At 70.5% G+C, this 24,738-nt stretch carries 19 protein-coding genes and 1 pseudogene; 13 read left to right on the top strand and 7 right to left on the bottom strand.

Annotated features, from left to right (window positions below):
• The first annotated feature begins 369 nt into the window (after nt 1-369).
• Complete coding sequence (locus ACJ512_RS20215; RefSeq protein ID WP_407689022.1) at nt 370-852, top strand: LppP/LprE family lipoprotein; 483 nt, start codon at nt 370-372, stop codon at nt 850-852.
• 359 nt (nt 853-1,211) lie between these two features.
• Nucleotides 1,212-2,666, top strand: a complete 1,455-nt coding sequence (locus ACJ512_RS20210; RefSeq protein ID WP_407689026.1) for an MFS transporter — start codon at nt 1,212-1,214, stop codon at nt 2,664-2,666.
• Nucleotides 2,667-2,669: 3 nt separating this feature from the next.
• Here ACJ512_RS20210 and ACJ512_RS20205 read toward each other — a convergent pair whose 3' ends face one another.
• From ACJ512_RS20205 to ACJ512_RS20195, 3 genes are all read right to left on the bottom strand, one after another.
• Nucleotides 2,670-4,628, bottom strand: coding sequence for an acyl-CoA dehydrogenase family protein (locus ACJ512_RS20205; RefSeq protein ID WP_407689023.1), 1,959 nt, complete (start codon nt 4,626-4,628; stop codon nt 2,670-2,672).
• A gap of 64 nt (nt 4,629-4,692) precedes the next feature.
• Nucleotides 4,693-7,215, bottom strand: a complete 2,523-nt coding sequence (locus ACJ512_RS20200) for an ATP-binding cassette domain-containing protein (RefSeq protein ID WP_461479826.1) — start codon at nt 7,213-7,215, stop codon at nt 4,693-4,695.
• A 109-nt stretch (nt 7,216-7,324) separates the two neighbouring features.
• The gene (locus ACJ512_RS20195) at nt 7,325-7,831 is read right to left on the bottom strand and encodes a MarR family winged helix-turn-helix transcriptional regulator (protein WP_407688891.1); all 507 of its coding nucleotides are present in this window, start codon (nt 7,829-7,831) and stop codon (nt 7,325-7,327) included.
• A gap of 118 nt (nt 7,832-7,949) precedes the next feature.
• Between ACJ512_RS20195 and ACJ512_RS20190 the strand changes: the two genes are divergently transcribed.
• The 4 genes from ACJ512_RS20190 to ACJ512_RS20175 are packed head-to-tail and all read left to right on the top strand — an operon-like array spanning nt 7,950 to nt 13,148.
• Nucleotides 7,950-9,998 (top strand): ABC transporter ATP-binding protein, encoded by a 2,049-nt coding sequence (locus ACJ512_RS20190; protein ID WP_407688892.1) that lies wholly within the window; start codon nt 7,950-7,952, stop codon nt 9,996-9,998.
• On the top strand, nt 9,995-10,846 hold the full coding sequence (locus tag ACJ512_RS20185) for a CbiQ family ECF transporter T component (RefSeq protein ID WP_407688893.1): 852 nt from the start codon (nt 9,995-9,997) through the stop codon (nt 10,844-10,846). Before ACJ512_RS20190 ends, ACJ512_RS20185 begins: the two co-directional genes overlap by 4 nt.
• A gap of 51 nt (nt 10,847-10,897) precedes the next feature.
• Nucleotides 10,898-11,350: an SRPBCC family protein gene (locus ACJ512_RS20180; protein ID WP_407688894.1), complete on the top strand. Its 453-nt coding sequence runs from the start codon at nt 10,898-10,900 to the stop codon at nt 11,348-11,350.
• Complete coding sequence (locus ACJ512_RS20175; protein WP_407688895.1) at nt 11,343-13,148, top strand: sulfatase-like hydrolase/transferase; 1,806 nt, start codon at nt 11,343-11,345, stop codon at nt 13,146-13,148. Before ACJ512_RS20180 ends, ACJ512_RS20175 begins: the two co-directional genes overlap by 8 nt.
• A gap of 22 nt (nt 13,149-13,170) precedes the next feature.
• Here ACJ512_RS20175 and ACJ512_RS20170 read toward each other — a convergent pair whose 3' ends face one another.
• Nucleotides 13,171-13,617, bottom strand: a complete 447-nt coding sequence (locus tag ACJ512_RS20170) for an Lrp/AsnC family transcriptional regulator (protein ID WP_369738060.1) — start codon at nt 13,615-13,617, stop codon at nt 13,171-13,173.
• Nucleotides 13,618-13,748: 131 nt separating this feature from the next.
• Between ACJ512_RS20170 and ddaH the strand changes: the two genes are divergently transcribed.
• The 4 genes and pseudogenes from ddaH to ACJ512_RS20150 all read left to right on the top strand — a co-directional run bounded on the left by ddaH (nt 13,749) and on the right by ACJ512_RS20150 (nt 16,803).
• Nucleotides 13,749-14,636 (top strand): dimethylargininase, encoded by an 888-nt coding sequence (gene ddaH, locus ACJ512_RS20165; RefSeq protein WP_407688896.1) that lies wholly within the window; start codon nt 13,749-13,751, stop codon nt 14,634-14,636.
• The gene (gene rocD / locus ACJ512_RS20160) at nt 14,633-15,883 is read left to right on the top strand and encodes an ornithine--oxo-acid transaminase (RefSeq protein ID WP_407688897.1); all 1,251 of its coding nucleotides are present in this window, start codon (nt 14,633-14,635) and stop codon (nt 15,881-15,883) included. The genes ddaH and rocD overlap by 4 nt, the downstream gene beginning before the upstream one ends.
• Nucleotides 15,884-15,911: 28 nt before the next feature.
• Nucleotides 15,912-16,292: pseudogene (locus ACJ512_RS20155) on the top strand (amino acid permease); the annotation flags it as partial.
• The gene (locus ACJ512_RS20150) at nt 16,234-16,803 is read left to right on the top strand and encodes a universal stress protein (protein WP_461479825.1); all 570 of its coding nucleotides are present in this window, start codon (nt 16,234-16,236) and stop codon (nt 16,801-16,803) included. The pseudogene ACJ512_RS20155 and the gene ACJ512_RS20150, both read left to right, overlap by 59 nt.
• Nucleotide 16,804: 1 nt before the next feature.
• Here ACJ512_RS20150 and ACJ512_RS20145 read toward each other — a convergent pair whose 3' ends face one another.
• The 3 genes from ACJ512_RS20145 to ACJ512_RS20135 are packed head-to-tail and all read right to left on the bottom strand — an operon-like array spanning nt 16,805 to nt 19,825.
• A complete protein-coding gene (locus ACJ512_RS20145; protein WP_407688899.1) occupies nt 16,805-18,145 on the bottom strand; it encodes an ABC transporter substrate-binding protein in 1,341 nt (446 codons plus the stop codon).
• Nucleotides 18,142-18,966, bottom strand: a complete 825-nt coding sequence (locus ACJ512_RS20140) for a carbohydrate ABC transporter permease (RefSeq protein ID WP_407688900.1) — start codon at nt 18,964-18,966, stop codon at nt 18,142-18,144. Before ACJ512_RS20140 ends, ACJ512_RS20145 begins: the two co-directional genes overlap by 4 nt.
• Nucleotides 18,953-19,825 (bottom strand): carbohydrate ABC transporter permease, encoded by an 873-nt coding sequence (locus tag ACJ512_RS20135; RefSeq protein ID WP_407688901.1) that lies wholly within the window; start codon nt 19,823-19,825, stop codon nt 18,953-18,955. Before ACJ512_RS20135 ends, ACJ512_RS20140 begins: the two co-directional genes overlap by 14 nt.
• A 59-nt stretch (nt 19,826-19,884) precedes the next feature.
• Between ACJ512_RS20135 and ACJ512_RS20130 the strand changes: the two genes are divergently transcribed.
• The 3 genes from ACJ512_RS20130 (at nt 19,885) to ltrA (ending at nt 24,692) form a co-directional block, all read left to right on the top strand.
• Nucleotides 19,885-21,402, top strand: a complete 1,518-nt coding sequence (locus ACJ512_RS20130) for a TldD/PmbA family protein (RefSeq protein WP_407688902.1) — start codon at nt 19,885-19,887, stop codon at nt 21,400-21,402.
• Nucleotides 21,399-22,772 carry a metallopeptidase TldD-related protein gene (locus tag ACJ512_RS20125; RefSeq protein WP_407688903.1) on the top strand — a complete coding sequence of 458 codons (1,374 nt, stop codon included), beginning with the start codon at nt 21,399-21,401 and terminating at the stop codon, nt 22,770-22,772. Before ACJ512_RS20130 ends, ACJ512_RS20125 begins: the two co-directional genes overlap by 4 nt.
• A 546-nt stretch (nt 22,773-23,318) precedes the next feature.
• Complete coding sequence (gene ltrA, locus ACJ512_RS20120) at nt 23,319-24,692, top strand: group II intron reverse transcriptase/maturase (RefSeq protein ID WP_407689776.1); 1,374 nt, start codon at nt 23,319-23,321, stop codon at nt 24,690-24,692.
• Nucleotides 24,693-24,738 lie beyond the last annotated feature (46 nt).

Genomic DNA, 24,738 nt, shown 5'->3' with positions numbered 1-24,738 from the left:
CCGCACATGGTGTTCACCAGAGCTGTGTTCGCCGAAGCCGCGCCGGGATCCACGGGGTCCTTAACGGGCTCCATCGAGCTCCCTCGCCACGGGTGAGTCCCTCCCTTACTACGCAGGCAGAAGTCGATCGTGCGACAAGGATGTTTCGGCATCGGTCATCCGACGTTTCCACCGCTTTACGGCTTCATCGCAACGGCTAGGGAGAGTTGGTGATCCGTGCGGAAATCCGTGATCAGCGCAGCTCACCGTGGGTCAACGTCGACCGGCGAACCTGGCACGACACTACCGGCGGCGCCGGCGGCGACCCCGGCAAAGTCGGCCTTTCGACCAAACCTGTGGGACATTCACAGCCTTCGCTAAGCTAGCCGGATGCGTCAGCTGGTCGCGATCCTGCTGATCCTGGCGGCTTCGGCGTGCGGCTCGAAGCCGGCGGGCGCGCCACCCAGAGCGCCTGTCACGTGCAAAGATTCCGATGGCCCCTCGGACGGCACGGTCCGGCGGGCCACCGCCTCGGTGCCGATCGCCGTCCCGGGCACCACCTGGGTCGAAATCGCGCGTGGGCACACCCGGAACTGCCGGCTGTACTGGGTGCAGCTCATCCCGACCATCGCCAGCGAGTCGACTCCCCAGCAGTTGCTCTTCTTCGACCACAACACCCCGCTGGGCGCACCCACCCCCGACCCCAAGCCCTACATCACCGTGCTGCCGCCGGCGGATGACACCGTCACCGTTCGGTATCAGTGGCGGGTCGGCAACGACGAGCCCTGCTGTCCCTCCGGCAACGGCACGGTGCAGTTCCGGATCGGCCCGGACGGCAAACTCAAAGCGCTCGGCAAGATCCCGCACCAGTAGCGCGCTCCCGCACGCGCCGGACGCCGCATCTTCACAGGTTTCGCTCAGCACACTCCTAGCGGCGGGTGACACCACGAGCGGGGAAGGCCTGGCATCCTGAGGATCAGTGTCGGCGGCTACGAGGCCGGCGGCGCAGCAACGCGATCGGCTCGTTGATGCGGCGTACGAAGGCGTACGCCAACGAAGACTACGAAAACGTGAAGACCACGGAATCCGTAGAGGGGCAAGCACAGCGGCTCTTTCCGCTGTTCACCGAGTCCGAAACGTGATTCGGCCGACGTAGTATCGCCTGACCCACTGTCGCTGCGGGCGGTTCGACGACGACTCCTCGAACACTCGGCGTGAAAGGCAATGATTTCATGGGACGCGCGCGCCACATCTCGCACTGGGACCCCGAAGACGTCATCGGTTGGGAGACCGGCAACAAGGTCATCGCCCGGCGGAACCTGATCTGGTCGATCGTGAACATGCATGTCGGGTTCGCGATCTGGACCCTGTGGTCGGTGATGGTCCTGTTCATGCCGCAGTCCGTCTACGGCTTCACGGCGGGCGACAAGCTGCTGCTGGGCGCGACCGCGACGTTGGTCGGCGCGTGCGTGCGCATCCCCTACGTGATGGCCACCGCCAGGTTCGGGGGCCGGAACTGGGCGATCTTCTCGTCGCTGGTGCTCATCATCCCCACCCTGGGGGCCCTCGCGCTGCTGTCCAATCCCGGCCTGCCGCTGTGGCCGTATCTGGTGTGCGCGGCGCTGACCGGCCTGGGCGGCGGCAACTACTCGGCCTCGCTGGCCAACGTCGAGGCCTTCTACCCTCAGCGGCGCAAGGGCCTGGCGCTGGGTCTCACCGGCGGCCTGGGCAACCTGGGTGTCGCCGGCATCCAGGCAGTCGGGCTCGTGGTGCTGGCCACCGCCGGCAACGCCTCGCCGTACTGGGTGTGCGCGATCTACCTGGCCCTGCTGGCGATCGCCGGCCTGGGCGCATCGCTGTTCATGGACAACCTGACCCACGTCATCGAGGTGAGCCACGTGCGGTCGGTCCTCAAGGTGCCCGACGCCTGGGGCATCGCCTTCATCTATATGTGCGCCTCCGGCTCGTTCATCGGCTTCGCCTTCGCGTTCGGGCAGGTCATCCAGCTCAACCTGCTGGCGGGCGGGCAGACCCACGCGCAGGCGGCGCTGCACGCCGCCGAGATCGCCTTCATCGGGCCGCTGCTGGGGTCGGCGGCGCGCATACTCGGCGGCCGGCTCGGTGACCGCTACGGCGGCGGCCGGGTCACCCTGTCCGTCGTGGCCGGCATGATCCTGGGCGCCGGGCTGCTGGTTGCGGTCAGCACCCACGACGACCTCACCCGCGGTCCCGGCGACCAGACGACCGACATCACGATGATCGGCTACGTAACCGGCTTCATCGCGCTGTTCATCTTCTGCGGCATGGGCAAGGGCGCGGTGTTCAAGCTGATCCCGTCGATCTTCGAACAACGCAGCCAGTCGCTGCCGCTCACCGAGACGGAACGACGCCAGTGGGCGCGGACCATGTCGGGGTCGTTGATCGGGTTCGCCGGCGCGTTCGGTGGCCTGGGCGGTGTCGGGATCGACCTGGCTCTGCGGCAGTCGTACGTCAGCAGCGGCACCGAGACCCCGGCGTTCTGGAGCTTCCTGGCCTGCTACCTCGCCGCCGCGGCCCTGACCTGGATGCGGTACGTGCGTCCGCGGCGCACCCTCGTGCAGGCGCCGGCCCACCGGGACGTGACGGTCGGCCAGCGCAGCCTGGAGGCGAGCCTGAAGGTCATCGCCGGGGAGCCCGTCGGGACCTGACTCTCATGAGGAGCTGACGGCGTCCGGCAGGTTCTCCGGGTGCAGCATCTCGGCGTAGCGCAGTTCCTCGGGGACGCCGAAGCCGTCGACCAGCGTTCGCGCGTGCGGGCGCAGCGCCCGGCACCGGTCGTTGATCCCGCGGGTGACCGCCTTGGCCCGGTCGGTGGACAGGTAGCGGTGCTCGACGTACCAGGCCTTGTCCTCCTCGATCACCGACAGCGCGTAGAGGTCGCAGACCAGCTCCAGCAGCTCGCGTGCCTGCCGGTCTTCGCACGAGTCGATGCCGGCGACGAAGGCCTCCAGGATCACCCGGTCGATGTGCGCGCTCGCCGCGTGCAGCACGTGGTCCTGCACCGCGTTGAACGCGTCGAAAGCCGACATCTCCTTGGACTTGGCCTGCAGCCGGCGCGCGACGGATGACAGCAGATACTCTTCGCGGTCCTCGAACATCTTGATCTGCGTGCCGCGGTTGAACAGGCTGCCCTCCTCCTCGTTGTCCTGCCGGGCATCCACGATCGTCTGGATGATGGTCTCCGCAGCGGTGCGTTTGACGACGCGGTCGCTGACGGTGCCGGCGGCGAAACGCACCCATTCGACCGGGCTCATGCTGCGGATGTCGTCGGCGTAGGCGGTGAGCAGCTCCTTGGCGACCAGCTGGGTCAGCACGTGGTTGTCGCCCTCGAACGTGGTGAACACGTCGGTGTCGCCGCGCAGGCCGATCAGTCGGTTCTCGGCCATGTAGCCCGCACCGCCGCACGCTTCCCGCGCCTCCTGGATGGAGCGGCTGGCGTGCCAGGTGTTGGCCGCCTTCAGCCCGGCGGCGCGTGATTCCAGCTCGCGCTGCTCCTCGGCGTCGGGCGCGTCGGCGGTCTGGACGTCGTGGCATTTGGCGACGAGCTCGTTCTGGGCGAACTGCAGCGCATAGGACTTCGCGATCAACGGGAACAGCCGGCGCTGGTGCACCAGGTAGTCCATGATCAGCACCTCGGTGTCCTCGTCGTCGGGTGCGCTGAACTGCCTGCGCTGCAACGCGTATCGGGTCGCGATGTCGAGTGCGACGCGCGCCGCGGCGCCCGCGCTGCCGCCCACGGTGATCCGGCCGCGCACCAGGGTGCCCAGCATCGTGAAGAACCGCCTGCTGGGGTTGTCGATCGGCGAGGTGTACGTGCCGTCGGGCGCGACGTCGCCGTACTTGTTCAGCAGGTTGGCCCGCGGGACCCGCACGCGGTCGAACATGATGCGGCCGTTGTCGACGCCGGGCAGGCCGCCCTTGTACTCGCAGTCCGAGGTCGTCACACCGGGCAGGTCGTTGCCGTCGGCGTCGCGGATCGGGACCAGCAGGCAGTGCACGCCGTGGTTGACCGGCTTGCCCTCCTCGGTGGTGATCAGCTGAGCGAAAACCGCTGCCACGGTAGCTGTTTCGGCGGCACCCCCGATGTAGTCCTTGCGTGCCGACGGGGTGGGGGAGTCGATGACGAACTCCTGGGCCTCGGCGTCGTAGGTCGCGGTCGTCTCCAGCGCCTGCACGTCGCTGCCGTGGCCGGTCTCGGTCATCGCGAAACAGCCGCACAACTCGAGGCTGATGATGTTCTTGACGTAGGCCTCATGGTGGCGTTGGGTGCCCAGGTTCTCGACGGCGCCGCCGAACAGGCCCCACTGCACCCCGGCCTTGACCATCAGCGACAGGTCCGACATCGCGAGCATCTCGATCATGGTGATCGCCGCCCCGACGTCGCCGGTGCCGCCGTGTTCCTTGCGGAAGTTGTCGCCGGCGGCACCGAACGCGGCCATGATCCTCATCTGCTCGCCCACCTTGGTGCGCGCGATCACGGTGTTGGGGGTGTAATGCGGGCGGAACATGTCCTCGGTCATGGTGTCCCGCATCCGGTTCTTCACGTCGCGCCACCGCCCGTCCAGGGTGTTGCGCAGATGCTCGGCAGTGCTCGTCTTTTCTGGCGCCATGACCCGACCGTAGCCCGCCGCTCGCGCGGCGGAAACAATCACGCGACAACGGCGCGCGAAACCGTTACGCGCGCTCGGCTTCTCGGCCGGTCCGCCCGCCAAGCGCGGCCTGCTCCGGCCGCGGTACCGCGGTGCGGGCCCGGCGCCCGCGCGGCAGCAGCCAGAACCACGCCAGCCCCGCCCACATCGCGCCGAACAGCACCAGCATGTTCATGTCGAACGCCCACCAGCCGACGTAGTGGGTCCACATCTCGATGTTGGCGGCCAGCGCGTCGACGCGGCGCAGGTCGACGGTCGACGCCGACGCCGCGAAGCCCCACTGGGCCGGCACGAACCAGGAGATCTGGTCGTAGCCCCACGTGCCCACCAGCGGAACCAAACCCCCGGCGAACAGCAGCGACGCCAGGATCACCGGCACCGCCAGCGCAGGGACCTCACGCGGGGACCCGGCCCGCGCGGACAGCGCCAGCCCGACGATGGCCGACACGACGGCCGTGACGGCCACGCTCACGTAGAGCTCGAGGTCGGCGCTCCCGAGCAGGACGGCGCCACGCGCGGGCCCGCCCTTGCCGATCAGCACGATGGCGGTCAGCACGGCCGTCAAGGCGGCCGCGGCGACGGAGAACACGACGACTTTGCCGGCCAGGTAGGCCGCCGGGGAGAGCCCGACGGATCGCTCCCGCCGGTAGGCGAGGCGCTCGGTGACCAGGTTGCGCACGGTCAGCACGGTGCCGATCACCACGGCGGCGAAGTTGAGGGCGGCCAGGATCTCGATGGCCTCGTGCCGGTTGGGTCCGGAGGGGTCGGCCCAGCCCAACCCCGAATCGCCGGGAATCAGCAGCGTCAACGCGCCGAACACCAGCGGCAGCAGCACCAGGAAGACGACCCGGGCGCGACCGGCGAGAAGCTGGCGAACCTGGCGGCGGATCACCAGACCGGTTTGCCGGGACAGGGTCAGGTCCGCGGGGGGCGGCCACGGCGCGGCGATTCCCGGCCGTGCCGGCGGGGTCGACGCCTGCTGCCGCTCCCGGAACGCGCGGTGGGCGCCGTCGGGGTCGGCGCTGACCTGGGCGAGAATCCCGGCGAAATCGGCGGTGCCCAGCGCGGGTTCGGCCTGCAGCGGTGCGCCGATGTAGGCCGGCGCGCCGGCGCCGGTGAGCACCACGGCCTGGTCGCACATCGTCACCTGGGTCAGGGAGGTCTGCGATGCCATCGCGACGACGACGGCACAGCCGAGGTCGGCCTGCCGCCGCAACACCGCCATCACCTGGTTTTCCTGCGCCGCGTCGAGGCCGGCGCCCAGGCCGTCGACCACGAGCAGGGTGGGGCGGCTGAGGAGTTCGATCGCCAGCGCCACGCACCGGCGCAGCGCGGGCGGGAGTTTGGCCACCGGCGTCGCCCCGTGCGGTGTCAGTTCGAGTTCTTCGAGCACCTGGTCCACCACCCGGTCGCGCTGCGCGGGGGTGGTCTCGGGCGGAAGCCGCAGTTCGGCGGCGTACCGGAGCGACTGGGCGACGGTGAGTTTGCGGTGGAGCCGGTCGTCGCGCGGCACTATCCCGATGCGGGAACGCATCGCCGCCGGCTCGGCGTGCACGTCGTGTCCGTCGACGGTGACCACGCCGGAGTCCGGTTGTCGCGCGCCCGCGAGCATGTCGAGCAGCGCGGTGTTGCGCGGCGCAGAGGGGCCGATGACCGCGTTGAGCGTGCCCGGACGCGCGGTGAACGAGACGTCGCTGATGACCTCGCGCCCGCCGACGGCGAGCCCCAACCGGTATGCGGTCACCCCGGTGGTGCGCGCTCCCGGCCGCAGCGGCAGCCGGTAGGTCCGGTCGGCTTCCTCGGAGCGGAACGAGGGCTGCTGGGCGCGCAGCTTGCGGGTCGCGTCGGTCATCCGCTTGATCAGGCCCCGGTTTTTCGGGCGTTCGTCCCGGGACGCTTCGGGCGTTGGGGCCGGCTGCGGTTCGGGCGGTGAGGCCGGATGCGGTTCGGGCGGTGGGGCCGGCCGCGGTTCGGCGGGCGGCTGCGGCCGGGCGCCGGATTGGGACGGCCGGGCCGGCGGCTGCTGGGCCACCGGCATCCGTTGGGTGGGGCGTTGCGTCGGCGCCTGGGAGACCGGCCCGGGCTGCTCGCGCGGGGCCGCGCCGGACGGCTGCGGCCGGGGGCGCGGCGGCGGCGGCGGGACGTTCGGCCGCTGCTGCTGCGGCGGCGGGGCTGCCGGGGGCGGGGGTGGGCCGGACGGCCGAGCGGGCGCGCCGAGCTGGAACACCAGCCGCGGACCCCGCTGCGGATCACCGATCGTGATCGCCTGCCCGTCGCGGATGTCGACCGTCGTCACGCGGGCCCCGTCGGCGTACATGCCGTAGGGGCTCGTGTCGACGGCGACCCAATGCCCGTCGGCGAACCGCAGCACGACGTCCGAACGGGCCGGGGGCGGGGCCGAACCGGCGTGGCCCGGGCGGTCGAGCGGGACGTCGCAGCCCCTGCCCTGGCCGACGATCACGTCGCGGCCCGGGGCGAAGACGTACCGCATCGATCCGACCCACACCGTCAGCGGGGAAGCCGGGTGGGCCGGGGCGTCGGGCCGCATCGCCGTCACCTTTCGTCGCCGATCAGACCGAATCGCGCGGTAAACGGATCCGGGCTCTGCCTAAGTGTCTACCCGTGCGCGGTGGTCGATCCACCGGGACGGGCCCCGGTCACGGGGCGCCGCGGCGGCGTGGGGTCGCGGCGTCGTCGAGCAGCCGGCGCAGCACGCCCACCGCTTCCGCCAGGACCTGGCGCTCGGCCGGGGCGAGCTGACCCAGTTGCGGTTCGATGGCGGCGGCGCGGTCGGCTCGCACCGCGTTCAGCGTCTGCCGGCCCGCCGGCGTGATCTGGATCCGGACGGCGCGGGCGTCGCCGGGGTCGACCGTCCTGGTGACCAGGCCGGCCTCCTCCAGGCGTCTTACCTGCGTCGTCATCGTCGGCTGCGAGCAGTGGTCGACGGCCGCCAGGTCGCCGATGCGGGCTTCGCCGTGCGCCTCGACGGTGGCGAGCAGCCTGGCCTGCGCCGCGGGCAACGGCATTCGGATCCGCTGGGTGGCCAGCCGGTTGAGGCGGGCGACCACCGCGAGCAGGTCCGCCCCGAGGCCCGGTCGCGGCTCGGGCTTTGCGGCGCCCGCCACTCCGCTGACCCCGCTGTGGTTGGCGGCGGATGCGTTCATGCCTCCATGGTTGCATAGCTCCCCTAAGCGAGCCGCTGGTTTGGCGCCGGGTCGCAAATCCGCAGATGGCGCGGTGTTCTGCCGGGCCTCGGGGCCGCGGCCTGGCAGAATCGATCAAGTGACCGGCCCCAGACCCCTGCGCGCGCGCCATCGCGGCGGACCGCTGCAGCCGGTGGAGTTGGCGCAGGCGTCGGTGATGGGGGCGCTGTGTGCGGTCATCGCGATCATCTCCGTCGTCGTCCCGTTCGCCGCCGGAGTGGCCTTGCTGGGCACCGTGCCGACGGGGCTGCTGGCCTACCGGTACCGGATGCGCGTGTTGGTCGCCGCGACGGTCGCCGCCGCGATGATCGCCTTCCTCATCGCCGGCCTGGGCGGGTTGATGACGGTCCTGCACGGCGTGTACATCGGCGGCCTGACCGGGTTCGTCAAGCGCCGACGGCGCGGCACGCCGACGGTGGTCGCGCTGTCCCTGATCGCCGGGCTGGTGTTCGGTGCCGTGACGCTCGCCGCGCTGGCCGTCATGACCCGGCTGCGGCACCTGATCTTCGAGGTGATGACCGCGAACATCGACGGGGTCGCCGCGTTCTTGACCCGCATGCACCTGCGGCAAGCCGGCGCCGACGTCAAACAGTACTTCGCCGACGGCCTGCACTACTGGCCGTGGATCCTGCTGGGCTATTACACCGTGGGCATCACGATCGTGTCGCTGATCGGCTGGTGGGCGCTGTCGCGGCTGCTGCAGCGGATGCGCGAACTGCCCGACGTGCACAAGCTGGACGCCTGGGACAGCAGCGCGGGTGAAACGGCCCCGATCGGCCCGGTGCCGGTGCGGTTGGACAGGGTGCGCTTCCGCTACCCGCACGCCGCCCAGGACGCGTTGCGCGAGATCAGCCTGGACGTGCGCATCGGCGAACACGTGGCGATCACCGGCGCCAACGGCTCCGGGAAGACCACGCTGATGCTGATCCTGGCGGGCCGGGAGCCCACGTCGGGCACCGTGCGGCGCCCCGGCGCGGTCGGCCTCGGGAAGATGGGCGGCACGGCGGTGGTGTTCCAGCACCCCGAAAGCCAGGTCCTGGGCACCCGGGTCGCCGACGACGTGGTGTGGGGCCTGCCGCCGGGCACCGAGATCGACGTGAACCGGCTGCTGGGCGAGGTGGGCCTGGACGGGCTCGCCGACCGCGACACCGGAAGCCTGTCGGGGGGCGAGCTGCAGCGGCTGGCGCTGGCCGCGGCGCTGGCCCGGGAACCGTCGTTGCTGATCGCCGACGAGGTGACCACCATGGTCGACCAGGTGGGCCGGGAGGCCCTGCTCGGCGTGCTGTCGGGTCTCACCCAACGACACCGGACCGCGCTGGTGCACATCACCCACTACAACGTCGAGGCCGAGTCGGTCGACCGCGCGATCAACCTCAGCGATTCGCCGGACAACGCCGACATGGTCGAGTCCGCCCCCACGCCGCTGCCGTCCGCCGCGGTGGCGCACATTTCGTCCGCGCCGGCGATCGAGCTCGTCGGGGTCGGCCACGAATACGCCAGTGGCACACCGTGGGCCAAACCCGCGCTGCGCGACATCAGCTTCGTGGTGGAGCAGGGCGACGGGCTGTTGATCCACGGCGGCAACGGGTCCGGCAAGTCGACGCTGGCCTGGATCATGGCGGGGCTGACGATTCCCACCACCGGCGCCTGCCTCCTCGACGGGCGGCCCACCCACGAGCAGGTCGGCGCGGTGGCATTGTCGTTCCAGGCGGCCCGGCTGCAGCTGATGCGCAGCCGCGTCGACCGGGAAGTGGCCTCGGCCGCGGGTTTCTCGCACCGCGACCGGGACCGCGTCGCCGCGGCGCTGGGCGCCGTCGGGCTGGACCCCGCGCTGGCCAAACGCCGCATCGACCAGCTCAGCGGTGGTCAGATGCGTCGGGTGGTGCTGGCCGGGCTGCTGGCGTGTTCGCCGCGGGCGTTGATCCTCGACGAGCCGCTGGCGGGGCTGGACGCCGCTGCCCAGCGCGGCCTGCTGCGACTGCTCGAAGACCTGCGTCGCGAGCAGGGCCTCACGGTGGTGATCATCTCCCACGACTTCGCCGGCCTGGAGGGCGTCTGCCCACGCACCCTGCATCTGCAAAACGGCAGGCTCCAATCGGTCCCGGCCGCGGCCGGGGGTGTGGCATGACGGCGACCGCGGGCCCCGAGCACGCCACGAGCCGGCGCACCCCGCGGCCGGTGGTGCTGCTCGTCCCGGTGCCCGGGACGTCGACCATCCACGAACTGTGGGCCGGGACCAAACTGCTCGTGGTCTTCGGAATCTCGGTGCTGCTGACGTTCTACCCGGGCTGGGTGGCGATCGGCGCGGTGGCCGCGCTGGTGGCGGCCGCGATGCGGATCGCGCGCATTCCGCGGGGGGCGTTGCCGTCGGTTCCGCGCTGGCTGTGGGTCATCGTCGCGCTGGGCGGCATCACGGCCGCGCTGGGCGGCGGCAGCCCGGTGATCGCCCTGGGGGGCCTGCACCTGGCCCTCGGCGGGCTCCTGCAGTTTCTGCGGATCACCGCGCTGTCGGTGGTCCTGCTCGCGCTGGGCGCGATGGTGTCCTGGACCACCAACGTCGCCGAGATCGGTCCCGCGATGGCGGTTTTGGGCCGCCCGCTGCGGCCGTTGCGGATTCCGGTCGACGAGTGGGCGGTGGCGCTGGCGCTCGCGCTGCGCGCCTTCCCGATGCTGATCGACGAGTTCCAGGTGCTTCACGCGGCCCGCCGGCTGCGGCCCCGACGGATACCGCGCGGCCGCGGGGCGCGGCTGCGCCGCAACGCGCTGGAGGTGATCGACCTGCTCGCCGCGGCCATCACCGTGACGCTGCGGCGCGGCGACGAGATGGGGGACGCGATCACCGCCCGCGGCGGCGCCGGCCAGCTCTCCGCGAACCCGGCGCGGCCGAAGATGACGGACTGGGTGACCCTGGCGATCACGACCGCGGTGTGCGGCGCGGCGGTGTGGGTGGAGACCGCGTTCCACTTGGCGCGTTAGAAAGCGGGCGGACGCTGCGCCGGCCGGCCGCCGGTCGCGTAGCTTGGGCACGTGTCCGACGCGCACCGCAGCCGCCGCATCGCGGCCTCCCCGCAGGAGATCTGGGACGTCCTGGCGGATTTCGGCGCGATCAGTTCGTGGGCCGGCAACGTCGACCACTCCTGCATCCTGTTCTCCGGTCCCGGCGGCGCGGCCGTCGGCACCGCGCGCCGGGTCCAGGTCAGGCGCGACGCCCTCGTCGAGCGCATCACCGAGTTCGACCCGCCGCATGCGCTCGGCTACGACATCGAGGGCCTGCCCGCCCGCCTGGGCAGGGTGGCCAACCGCTGGACGCTGGCGCCGTTCGGGGGCGGGGTGACGGTCGTGAGCCTGACCAGCACCGTCGAGATCGGCCCCCGCGCGCCGCACAAGCTTGCCGAACGCGTCGTGTGCCGGGTCCTGGCGCGCCAGTCCGGCGAGATGCTCGCCGGGCTCGCGAACCGATTGGAGAAGGCCCGTGTCTGATCGCCCCGACGTCGTCGTCATCATGACCGACGAGGAGCGTGCGGTGCCGCCGTACGAGGCGCCCGACGTGCTCGCCTGGCGCGACCGGGTGCTCACCGGCCGCAAGTGGTTCGACGACCACGGGGTCAGCTTCGCCCGGCACTACACCGGCTCGCTGGCCTGCGTGCCCAGCCGGCCCACGATCTTCACCGGGCACTATCCCGACCTGCACGGGGTCACCCAGACCGACGGCATCGGCAAGACCGCCGACGACACCCGGATGCGCTGGCTGCGCCCCGGCGAGGTGCCCACCCTGGGCAACTGGTTCCGCGCCGCGGGCTACGACACCCACTACGACGGCAAGTGGCACATCTCCCACGCCGACCTGACCGACCCGGCGACCGGCGGTCCGCTGGCCACCAACGACGACGACGGCGTCGTCGACCACGCCGCCGTGCGGCGCTACCTCGACGCCGACCCGCTGGCGCCCTACGGCTTCTCCGGATGGGTCGGCCCCGAACCGCACGGCGCCGCGCTGGCCAACGCCGGGGTGCGCCGCGACCAGCTGATCGCCGACCGCGTCGTCGCCTGGCTCACCGACCGGTACGCCCGCCGCCGCGCCGGGGACGCGGCGGCGCTGCGCCCGTTCCTGCTGGTCGCCAGCTTCGTCAACCCGCACGACATCGTGCTGTTCCCGCTGTGGGCGCGCCGCAGCCCGATCACGCCGTCGCCGCTGGACCCCCCGCCGGTGCCGCCCGCGCCGACGGCCGGCGAGGACCTGTCGACCAAGCCGGCCGCGCAGATCGCCTTCCGCGAGGCCTACTACTCCGGCTACGGCCCGGCCCCCGCGATCGACCGGACCTACGAGCGCAACGCCCAGCGCTACCGCGACCTGTACTACCGGCTGCACGCCGAGGTCGACGCACCGATCGACCGCGTCCGGCGGGCCGTCACCGACAACGGCTCGGCCGACGCGGTGCTGGTGCGCACCGCCGACCACGGCGACCTGCTCGGCGCGCACGGCGGCCTGCACCAGAAGTGGTTCAACCTCTACGACGAGGCCACCCGCGTCCCCTTCGTGATCGCCCGCGTCGGGGAGCGGTCCACGGGCCCGCGGGTCGTGACGGCTCCGACATCGCACGTCGACCTGGTCCCGACGCTGCTGTCGGCCGCCGGGGTCGACGTCGCGGCGGTCGCCGCCACGCTGGCCGAGTCCTTCTCGGAGGTCCACGAGTTGCCGGGCCGCGACCTCATGCCCGTCGTCGACGGCGCGCCGGCCGACGACACCCGCGCGGTCTACCTGATGACCCGCGACAACATGCTCGAGGGCGACACCGTCGCCTCGGGCCTTGGGCGCCGCCTCAAGCAGACCGTCAATCCGCCCGCGCCGCTGCGCATCCGGGTCCCGGCCCACACCGCCTCCAACTTCGAGGGGCTGGTCGTGCGCGTCGACGACGTGCCGGGCGGCGAAGGCCACCTGTGGAAGCTGGTCCGCACGTTCGACGACCCCGGCACCTGGACCGAGCCCGGCGTGCGACACCTGGCCGCCAACGGGCTCGGCGGCGACACCTACCGCACGTCGCCGCTCGACGACCAGTGGGAGCTCTACGACCTGACCGCCGACCCCGTCGAGGCCGACAGCCGGTGGACCGATCCCGGCCTGCACGAGCTGCGCGGGCACCTGCGCACGCGGCTCAAGGAGGCCCGCGCCGGCTCGGTGCCGGAGCGAAACCACCCGTGGCCCTACGCGTCGCGGCGGCCGCCGGGCCCGGGGCCGTCGCTGCTGGGGCGTCTGGTGGGCGGGCTTTCGAAGCGCTGAGGCGCCGGCCCGCCGGCGCGTCTCAGGGCCGCATGCGGTCGATCAGGTCGGACAGCACGACGATGCTCTCGCTGCGCTCGATGTCCGCGCTGGACCGGATCCGCTCGAGCGCGGTCTCGAGGTGCTGCATGTCGCGGGCCAGCACGTGCAGGATCGCGTCGGAGGTTCCGGTGACCGTGGCCGCGCTGACGATCTCGGGGATGTCCTCCCACGCCGCCCGCAGCTCGGCCGGCGAAATCCGGCCGTGGCAGTACACCTGCACGTAGGCCTCGGTGTTCCAGCCGAGCGCATTGCGGTCGATGACCGTGGTGAAGCCCTTGATCACCCCGGTGTCGAGCATCCGGTCGACGCGCCGCTTCACCGCGGGCGCCGACAGGTTCACCTTCTCGCCGATCTCGGCGAAGGTGGCGCGCGCGTTGTCGGTCAGCTCCGCGAGGATGCGCTCGTCGGTCTCGTCGAGCCTGTCCATGCCGGTCACGCCCTCCCATTTCGTCGACAGACAATAAACAACCGCTAGACCCACTCTAGCGCAACAAATAGACGTACAACACGCAAGATTCGTCGATTGATTGTCTGCATGGGCTCCAATATCGTGGATTTGTGACGGATTACTATGTGGCGGAGCCGGCGCCGGTCGCCGCGCCCGCGTATGTGACTCGGCCCGGCGCCGCGGCCCCCAAGCGCACCCGCACCCCGCGGGCCCGTCGGTACGCAATGACGCCACCGACCTTCTTCGCTGTCGAGTACGCGATCAATCCGTGGATGGACCTGAGCACGCCCGTGGACGTCGGCGTCGCGCACGCGCAGTGGGAGAACCTGTACCAGACCTACCTGGCGCTGGGCCACCACGTGGACATCGTCGAGCCCGTGCCCGGGCTGCCCGACATGGTGTACGCGGCCAACGGCGGATTCATCGCCGACGACATCGCCATCGTCGCCAAGTTCCGGTACGCGGAGCGGGCCGACGAGGCGCGCGCCTACGCCGCGTGGATGGCGTCGCGGGGCTACCGCCCCCTGTCGACCCGCCATGTCAACGAGGGGCAGGGCGATCTGCTGATGGTCGGTGACATCGTGCTGGCCGGCTACGGCTTCCGCACCGACCGGCGCGCGCACGACGAGATCTCGGCGGCGCTCGGGTTCCCGGTCGTGTCTTTGGAGCTGGTCGACCCGCGTTTCTACCACCTCGACACCGCGCTGGCCGTTCTCGACGATCACACGATCGCCTACTACCCGCCGGCCTTCAGCAAGGCGGCGCACGACCAACTGCGTGCGCTGTTCCCCGCTGCTATCGTGGTGGGCAGCGCCGATGCGTACGTGCTGGGGCTCAACGCCGTCTCCGACGGCCTGCACGTTGTAATTCCTTCCGGCGCAAACCATTTCGCGACACAACTGCGTGAGGCCGGTTTCGAGCCGGTTGGCGTGGACCTATCCGAGCTGCTCAAGGGCGGCGGTTCGGTCAAATGCTGCACATTGGAGGTGTTCTCATGACGATTCTCGACGCCCGGACCGCGGAGACGGTCACCACGAACCGCACCGAGAGCGCGATCACGTTGGTCGACAAATATGCGGCGCACAACTATTCGCCGCTGCCCGTGGTGGCGGCCAGCGCCGAGGGGGTGTGGATCACCGACGTCGACGGCCGGCGCTACCTGGACTGCCTGGCCGCCTACTCGGCGGTCAACTTCGGCCACCGCAACCCCGAGATCACCGCGGCGGCGCACGCGCAGCTCGACACGGTGACGCTGGTGAGCCGCGCATTCCACGCCGAGGGTCTGGGGCCGTTCTGTGCAGCGCTGGCGCACCTGTGCGGCAAAGACATGGTGCTGCCGATGAATTCGGGCGCCGAGGCCGTCGAGAGCGGGCTCAAGGTGGCCCGCAAGTGGGGCGCCGACGTCAAGGGCGTGCCCGCGGGTCAGGCGAACATCATCGTGGCCGAGAACAACTTCCACGGCCGCACGATCAGCATCGTCAGCTTCTCCTCGGATCCCGCGGCGCGCGGCGGCTTCGGACCGTTCACGCCGGGCTTCCGCTCGGTGCCCTACGGCGACGCCGCGGCCCTGGCCCAGGCCATCGACGACAATACGGTCGCGGTGCTGCTGGAGCCGATCCAGGGCGAGGCGGGCATCATCGTCCCGCCGGACGACTACCTGCCGTCCGTGCGCGCGCTGTGCAGCGAGCACAACGTGCTGATGATCGCCGACGAGATCCAGTCGGGGCTGGGGCGCACGGGCTACACCTTCGCCTGCGACCGGTGGGGCGTCACACCGGACGTGTACCTGCTGGGCAAGGCGCTGGGCGGCGGCGTGGTTCCGCTCTCGGCGGTGGTCGCCGACCGCGACATCCTCGGCGTGCTGCATCCGGGCGAGCACGGGTCGACCTTCGGTGGCAACCCGCTGGCCATGGCGATCGGCACCACGGTGGTCTCCATGCTGGCGCGCGGCGAATTCCAGGCCCGCTCGGCCGAATTGGGTCGTCACCTGCACCGGCGGCTGGCCGAGTTGATCGGTCACGGTGTGGTGGCGGTGCGCGGCTTCGGGCTGTGGGCCGGGGTCGACATCGAACCGGCGCTGGCCACCGGCAAGGAGATCAGCCTGCGGCTGGCCGATCGGGGCGTGCTGGTGAAGGACACCCACGGCTCGACGCTGCGGTTCGCGCCGCCGCTGGTGATCACCGCGCAGGAGATCGACTGGGCGGTTCAGCAGTTTGCTGCGGTGCTGCGGGAGGCTGCCGCATAATCAGCTGACCCGGCACCAGGAGGCGCGTTTGCCCGCGACGTCGGTCGGCCTGGCGGGGCAGATGCTGCGACGCCGACCGGTAACCGGCGCACCCGTCGCGCACGGCGCCGCGGAGCGCCTCAAGCGGAGCATCGGCACGTTCCAGCTCACCATGTTCGGTGTCGGCTCGACGATCGGCACGGGCATCTTCTTCGTCCTGTCGCAGGCGGTGCCCGAAGCCGGTCCGGGTATGGTCGTCTCGTTCGTCATCGCCGGCGTCGCGGCCGGGCTCGCCGCGATCTGCTACGCCGAGCTGGCCGCCGCGGTGCCGGTGTCGGCTTCGTCGTACTCCTACGTCTACAGCACGCTGGGTGAGGCCGCCGCGATGGGCGTGGCGGCCTGCCTGCTGCTCGATTACGGGGTGTCCACCGACCACCGACTGGCTGCTGCACGGCTCACCCGTGCCGGTGGCCATCAGCCCCCGCGAATACCGGCGTTCGCATGTCGGCACATTGGCCAGACTCACCTGTGCCTACTCGGCGGCCCCGGATGCGGTCGAGTTGGTGCGACGCCGTTTCGGCTACGCCGAGCGGTTCGGCGTGCCGATGCGGGCGCTCACCTTCGCGGTGCGCGGCAAGACGATGTACCCGCCGAAGGTGGGGCTGGACGCCGAGGACTCCATCCTGGACGCATGGGTGGCTCAGGCGCGAGAAATATTGCACGACGTGAAGACTCGACACGTCGTGGGTGACGACGTCCTGCTCGACGTGGTCGCCGGCCACTCGTGGGAGGAGGTGCTCGGCACGGTGTCCTGGGTGGACGGCGAGATCCCGGCGCTGGGCACGTCGCCGGGTGGCGACATCCGTCGGGTGTTCCTCGGGTCGCGCAGCACCAAGATCATCCGCAACAGCCCGGTTCCGGTGCTGGTGCTGCCCGGGTGAGCTACCGTTGGGCGGCGGCGTTGGCCGCCGCCTGCGCCCGCTGCAGGGTGGCCGCGACATCGCCTCGGCCCAGGAACATCTCGTCGAAGTAGCTCTGCAGGGCCACCTCCCCGGCGGGGAACCCGGCGCCGCCCGGCGCGGGGATCCGCGGGCCGCGCAGCACCGAGAAGAACGGCGTGACGTCGACGCCGCGGGCGGCCCAGTAGTCGAAGTAGACGCGCTGCGCCGAGAGCACGGCCGGGATCGCCGCGCCCCGGCGGCCCAGGTAGGCGTTGCCCTGCGTGCCGCCGAGCCACGCCAGCACCTCACGCACCGCCGCGGGATGCTTCGACGCCGCGTTGCCCACCGCCGCGATGCCGTTGGTGACGCTGACCCGGCCCGCGGGGCCGATCGGCAGCATCGCGACGCCCCAGCGGAAGCGGGCGTCGCGGGCCACGGCGGCCAGGTTGTAGGTGCCGGACTGGAAGAGCGCCATCCTGCCGGCGAGGAACTGGTTGCGGGAGAAGTCGCCGTTGTCGTTGGTGTCGGAGGCCGGCGGCGCGACGTGGTCGGCGTTGATCAGGGCGACCAGGTAGCGGAACGCCGCGATCGCCGCGGGGTTGTCGAACGCGAATTTGTCGCCGCGCTGGAACACCCCGCCGGCCGAGCCGATGTAGTCCAGGTAGATCGCCTGGGGGTCGTTGGCCGCGTTGTATCCCCACTGCCGGACGCGTCCGGGGTCGAATCCTGTTGTGTTCGCGGTTCTTCCGTCGGCGTCGACGGTCAGCCGGGCGAGCAGGGGGCGCAGGGTGTCGTCGGCGGCGTCGGGGCTCCACCGCAGGGTGTCCAGGCGCGCCGGATCGATGCCGGCCGCGGCGAGCAGGTCGGCGTTGTAGTACACCGCGATGCCGGCGTCGGTCAGCTGCGGCACGCCCCAGAGCACACCGCCGCGGGTGAACTGGTCGACCACCGCGGGTTCCCAGTCCGCGGCGGCGTCGGGGCCGAGGGTTTCGCCGATGTTCATCAGCCGGCCGCCGTCGGCGTAGGCGGCGAGGTACGCGTTGGACAGCCAGAAGATGTCGTCGGCGCTGCCGCCGGCCACGTCGGTGCGCAGGGTGTCGAAGTAGGTCGGGTAGGCGACCATGTCGGCGCGCACCTCGATGCCGGGGTGCGCGCGGTTGAACGCCTCGAAGGACTGCCGGTAGGCCTGTGCGATCGGCTCCGCCCAGAACCGCACCCGCACGACGATCCTGCCGCCGTGCGGTTCGCCGGAGTAGTTCAGCAGCGCCGCCGTCGCGGCCAGCAGCACCGCGACGAGCACCAGAGCCGCGGCGGCCAGCGTGGAGAAGCGGGGCCTTCTCACTTGAGCCCCGAGACGACGATCGAGGCGACGATGTGGCGCTGGAACGCCACGAACAGCGCGACCAGCGGCACGATCGCGACCGTCGTGGCCGCCATCACCAGCGTCCACTGGGAGTTGAACCGCGACTGCAGGTCGGCGGTGGCCACGGTGAGCACCCGCCACTTGTGGCCGCTGGTGATCACCAGCGGCCACATGAAGTTGTTCCACTGCGAGACCACGGTGATCAGCGCCAGCGCCGCCAGCACCGGCCGGCTGGACGGGATCACCACGTGCACGATCACGTCCAGCGTGTTGGCGCCGTCCAGGCGCGCGGCGTTGACGAGGTCGTCGGGGATCATCCGGAAGTGCTCGCGCAGCAGGAAGATCGCGTAGGGGGAGCCGAACATGAAGGGCAGCACCAGCGCCCAGAATGTGTTGCGCAGGCCCAGTTGGGCCATCATCAGATACAGCGGCACCACCGTGACGGTGCCCGGCACCATCAGGGTCGCGATGTAGACCCAGAACAACGCGTCGCGCCCGGGAAAGTGCAGGCGCGCGAACGCATACGCCGCCAGCACCGAAAACGTCAGCTGCCCGACCAGGATCACCGCGGTCATCAACGCGGTCACCGCCGCCGCGCGGCCGAACCCCACCCCGCCCAGGTCGGCGTAGTTGGCCAGCGTGGGCGGGCGCGGCCACTGCAGCGGTGTGCCGGTGACGAACTGGTGGGCCGAGGTGAACGAGGTCAGCAGGCCGAGCGCGAACGGCGCCAACGTGATGAGCGCACCGCACGCCAGCGCGAGGTAGATCGCGGCGGCGCTGAGCCGGCTAGGTGAGGTCATAGCTGATCCGCCGCCGGAAGTAGGACTGCTGCACCAGGGTCACCGCGATCAGGATGACGAACAGCACCACCGCCATCACCGATGCGCGCCCGATGGCCGCAGAGCCGAACGCCTCGGCGTAGATGCGGTGGGCCACCAGGTCGGTGCTGCCGGCCGGCCCGCCGCCCGTCAGCGCGTAGACGGTGTCGAAAACCTGTGCGGTGCTGACGATCCCGGTCACCAGCACGAAGAACGTCGTCGGGCGCAGCAGGGGCAGGGTGATGCGCCAGAACCGCTGCCAGGCGGTGGCGCCGTCGGTGCGCGCGGCGGCGTGGATGTCGTCGGGGATCGCCAGCAGGCCGGCCAGGAACGACAGCGAGACGTATCCGACGTTGGTCCACACGACGACGGCCGACACCAGCGGCAGCGCCAGGGTGGGATCGGAGAGCCACTCGATGCGGTGCCCCAACAGGGTGGCGACCGCGCCGTCGGTGGGGGCCAGGATCCAGCGCCACAGCACCGCGATGGCCAGCGGCGCGCAGATCCAGGGCAGCACGTACAACGTGCGGAACAGCCCGGTGCCCGGTAGCCGGCGCGCCAGCATCGCCGCGGCGGCCAACCCCAGCACCGTCTGCGCGGGCACCACGATCGCCACGAACACGGCCGTGACGAGCAGCGAGCTGCCGAAGCCGGGGTCGGTCAGCACCGAGCGCCAGTTGGCCAGCCCCACGTAGCGCAGCGGGCCCAGCAAATCCCACCGGTACAGGCTCAGCCACACCACGACGAGGATGGGCAGCAGCAGGAAGGCGGCCACACCGAACAGACTGGGCGCCAGCAAGGTATAGCCCAGCGCGGTGGATCGACGGGTCACGTCGGGCATGGGTGTATTAAAGCGGGCGCCGACGGGTTTTGTGGGGCAGCGGTCGTTACGGTGGAGTCGTGACACCGACCCGGGAGATCGATGCCGACTTCCTGGACCTGCCGCGCCACGAGTTGGCCGACGCCGCCTTGACGGCGGCGACCGAGGCCGGGGCCAGCCACGCCGACCTGCGGGTTCACCGGATCAGCACCGAGATCATCGCGCTGCGCGACGGCGAGCTCGAGACCGCGGTGGTCAGCCGCGAGGTCGGCCTGGCGGTGCGGGTGATCGTCGACGGCACCTGGGGTTTCGCCTCGCACGCCGAGCTGGCGCCGGCCGTCGCGGCCGAGACCGCGCGCCGCGCGGTGCAGGTGGCGACCACGCTGGCGGCGCTGAACCGCGAGCGCGTCGAGCTGGCGCCCGAGCCGGTGTATGCCGAGGCGACCTGGTGCTCGAGCTACCGGATCGACCCGTTCGGCGTCCCCGCGCCCGAGAAGATCGCGGTGCTGCAGGAGTACTCCGGGCGGCTGCTCGCCGCCGACGGCGTCGACCACGTGTCGGCCGGCCTGAACGCGGTCAAGGAGCAGACCTTCTACGCCGACACCTTCGGCTCGTCGATCACCCAGCAGCGGGTGCGGGTGATGCCGTCGCTGGACGCGGTGACCGTGGACACCGCGGCGGGCAGCTTCGACTCGATGCGCACGCTGGCGCCGCCGATGGGGCGCGGCTGGGAGGCGCTGGCCGGCGACGACGTGTGGAACTGGACCGACGAACTTGCCCAGCTGCCGGGGCTGCTGGCCGAGAAGATCAAGGCGCCCAGTGTGACGCCCGGGCCCACTGACCTGGTGATCGACCCCAGCAACCTGTGGCTGACCATCCACGAATCCATCGGGCATGCGACCGAATACGACCGTGCTATCGGGTACGAGGCCGCCTACGCGGGGACCTCGTTCGCGACGCCGGACAAACTGGGTACCATGCGCTACGGCTCGCCGGTGATGAACGTGACCGCCGACCGCACCGTCGAACACGGTCTGGCCAGCGTCGGCTACGACGACGAGGGTGTGGCCGCCCAGAGCTGGGACCTGGTGCGCGACGGGATATTCGTCGGCTACCAGCTGGACCGGGTGTTCGCCCCGCGGATGGGACAGCCACGCTCCAACGGGTGCTCGTATGCCGACTCCCCGCACCACGTGCCGATCCAGCGGATGGCCAACGTTTCGCTGCAGCCCGCACCCGAGGACGTCGCCACCGCCGACCTGATCGGCCGCGTCGAGAACGGCATCTACATCGTCGGCGACAAGTCGTGGTCGATCGACATGCAGCGCTACAACTTTCAGTTCACCGGCCAGCGGTTCTTCCGGATCCGCGACGGCCGCCTGGACGGGCAGCTGCGGGATGTGGCCTATCAGGCCACCACGACCGACTTCTGGAATTCCATGGAAGCCGTGGGTGGTGCGTCGACGTGGCGGCTCGGCGGCGCGTTCAACTGCGGCAAGGCCCAGCCCGGCCAGATCGCCGCGGTCAGCCACGGCTGCCCGTCGGCGCTGTTCCGGGGCGTCAACGTGCTCAACACCCGCACGGAGGGCGGCCGATGATTAGCCCGCAGCACGTCGTGAACCTCGTGTTGGACGAGGCGGCCAAACTCGGGCGCGCCGACGAGACGATGGTGCTGCTCACCGACCGGGTCGAGGCCACGCTGCGGTGGGCGGGCAATTCGATGACCACCAACGGGGTTTCGGTCAGCCGCCACATGACCGTGATCTCCATCGTGCGTGACGGGGAGAGCGCGCGCATCGGCACGGTGGTGTCGGCCGAGGTGGACCCGCGGGTGATCCCCGGGCTGGTGGCCGCCTCCCAGGACGCGGCCCGCTCCGCGCCGGAGGCCGGCGACGCCGCGCCGCTGATCGCCGACGCCGGGACGCCGGTCGACTGGGATGCGCCGGTGTCGGGCACCGGGGCCGAGGTGTTCGCCGACGTCGCCGGGTCGCTGAGCCGCGGGTTCGGCGGCGCCGACCGGTTGTACGGGTTCGCCCACCACAGCGTCGCGACGACGTTCCTGGCGTCGTCGACGGGGCTGCGCCGGCGCTACACCCAACCGACCGGCGCGGTGGAGATCAACGCCAAGCGCGGCGACGCCAGCGCCTGGGCGGGCATCGGCTCGGCCGATTTCGTCGACGTGCCCACCGATCTGCTGCTCGAGCAACTGTCCACCAGGCTCGGGTGGGCGCAGCGCCGCGTCGAACTGCCCGCGGGACGCTACGAGACGATCATGCCCCCGTCGACGGTGGCCGACATGATGATCTACCTGGGGTGGTCGATGTCGGGCCGCGGCGCGCAGGAGGGCCGGACGGCCTTCTCGGCGCCCGGCGGCGGAACCCGGGTGGGGGAGCGGCTCACCGATCTGCCGTTGACGCTGTTCTCCGATCCGATGGCCCCCGGCCTGGCGTGCGCGCCGTTCGTTGCGGCGAGCAACTCCTCGGAGACGGTGTCGGTGTTCGACAACGGCATGGAGATCGGGCAGGTGGACTGGATCCGCGACGGGGTGATCAACGCCCTGGCCTATCCGCGGGCCACGGCCGCGAAGTTCGACACCGACGTGGCCGTGGCCGCCGACAACCTGGTGATGACCGGCGGGTCGGCCGATCTCGCGGACATGATCGCGGCCACCGAGCGGGGCCTGCTGTTGACCACGCTGTGGTACATCCGCGAGGTCGATCCCACCACGCTGCTGCTCACCGGGCTGACCCGCGACGGCGTCTACCTGGTCGAGGACGGCGAGGTGACCGCGGCGGTCAACAACTTCCGGTTCAACGAGAGCCCGCTGGACCTGCTGCGGCGGGCCACCCAGGCCGGCGTCAGCGAGAAGACCCTGCCGCGGGAATGGGGGGACTGGGCCACCCGGGCCGCGATGCCCTCGCTGCGGATACCGGATTTCCACATGTCGTCGGTGAGCCAGGCGCAGTAGCCGATTGCCCCTGGGGCGGGCGCGTTCTAGCGTGTGACGAATGGTGCGTCCTAGAAGCTGGATCAGGCTTGCGGGTGTAAGTCCCGTCCCGGTAGGCACCGGAGCGCCGGGTAGCAGGCCCCGGTTCGTCGTTGAGAGGCGGCGGGCTAAGCGGGGTGTCGAGAGCCTCTTTGGAGGGAGCAAGTGCGCGGGCCGTAGTGCCGCTAGGCGCGAGTCCTGCAGCCTCGTCAAATGTACAACGGAGGAGCCGAGCCGCTCATGTCACGGCGAAGGCCTATGTCCGTCGAGCCCCGGTCCGGGGTTAGCTCGGCGGGTCCTTCCGGGGTATGGGGAGCGGCACGTGCACACAGTCTGGTTCGGAAGGGGAGAGACCCGTCTGCCTGGCCTGCGTCAGGCAAAGACCAAGGGTATAAGCCGATGGTGAAATCCTTTGGAGGGCAGCGGGAGTCCGAGGGGGTCGTAGTACCGCTGATCGGCGTGAGAGACACGCCGGGAGGGAAGGGCCCCTGCTTTGATCACGCGCGCGAAGCGGGTAAGCATCAGGGCATGACCGAGGTGACTCGGTCCAATTACCCCGGCAAGCCATCGCTTGCTGTAGCCGACGACGAGCCGTTGGTGGCCTCGCCGGTGAAAGTGCAACAACTGCAACGGGTGCTATGGGCTGCGGCCAAGCAGTCTGAGGGTCGGCGTTTCCACGCTCTGTATGACCGTGTCTACAGGGGTGACGTCCTGTGGGAGGCGTGGGAGCGGGTGCGTAAGAACAAAGGTGCGGCCGGGGTGGATCGGATCACCGTGGCTGCGGTGGAGGACTACGGCGTGGACCGCATGTTGCGCGAGTTGCGTCGTGACCTTCGCGAGGGTGTGTATCTTCCCGCGCCAGCCAGGCGTGTGGAGATTCCGAAACCACGAGGTGGTAAGCGGCCGTTGGGGATTCCCACGGTGCGAGATCGGGTGGTCCAGGCGGCGGCCAAGATCGTGTTGGAACCGATTTTCGAGGCGGACTTTTTGTCGTGCTCGTTCGGGTTTCGGCCGAGGCGGTCGGCGGTGATGGCCAAGGAACGCTTGCGGACCGGGTTCATCGAGGGCCAGGTGTTTGTGGTCGAGTTCGATATCGCTAATTTCTTCGGCGAGATTGACCACGACCGGCTGCTCACGCAGGTGGGTAGGCGGGTCTCGGATCGGCGGGTGCTCAAACTGCTGCGGTTGTGGCTGCAAGCAGGAGTGATGGTCGAGGGGGTGACCCAGCGGACGGTCGCGGGCACCCCGCAGGGCGGGGTGATCTCGCCGCTGTTGGCCAATATCTTTCTGCATGTGCTCGACACCGAACTCGCTGCCCGTGGGGTGGGTGAGTTGGTGCGTTACGCCGATGACGGTGTGGTGTTGTGCCGCACGGCGGAACAGGCCGAGCATGCTTTGGCGGCGGTGGGAGAGATCCTGGCGTCGTTGGGGTTGCGGCTGCATCCGGAGAAGACGAAGGTGGTCGATCTGCGGGCAGGGCGTGAGGGCCTGGACTTTCTGGGCTGTCATTTCCGCGCCCGCATGTCGGGGCGGTTGTGGGAGCAGAAGCGGGTCATCCGCTACTACTTGCACCGCTGGCCCAGTCAAACGGCTATGGCCCGGTTACGGGCCAAGGTGCGCGACCGCACCGGCCGCAACCGGGTCGGTCTCGATATCCGTGACGTGATCGCGGAGTTGACGCTGATTCTGCGCGGCTGGGGCAACTACTTTCGTACCGGCAATGCCGCCGTTAAGTTCCGCCAGATCGACCGGTACGTGTGTTGGCGGTTGTTTCGCTTGATGGTTAGAAAGCGGGGCCGCAATCTGCGTGCTGGACAAGCTGAGCAGTGGACCGAAGAGTGGTTTAACGGGCACGGCCTGCACCGGCTTCGTGGCACCATCCGTTACCCGAAAGCTGCGTAACCATGTCTAGAAGATCATCGGTAAGCCGTGTGCGGGAAAACCGCAC

It is taken from the genome of Mycobacterium cajalii (genome assembly GCF_045809005.2).
Classification (GTDB): Bacteria; Actinomycetota; Actinomycetes; order Mycobacteriales; family Mycobacteriaceae; genus Mycobacterium.
Note: the sequence above shows the minus strand (reverse complement) of the source record. Positions and strands in the feature narration are given on the sequence as shown.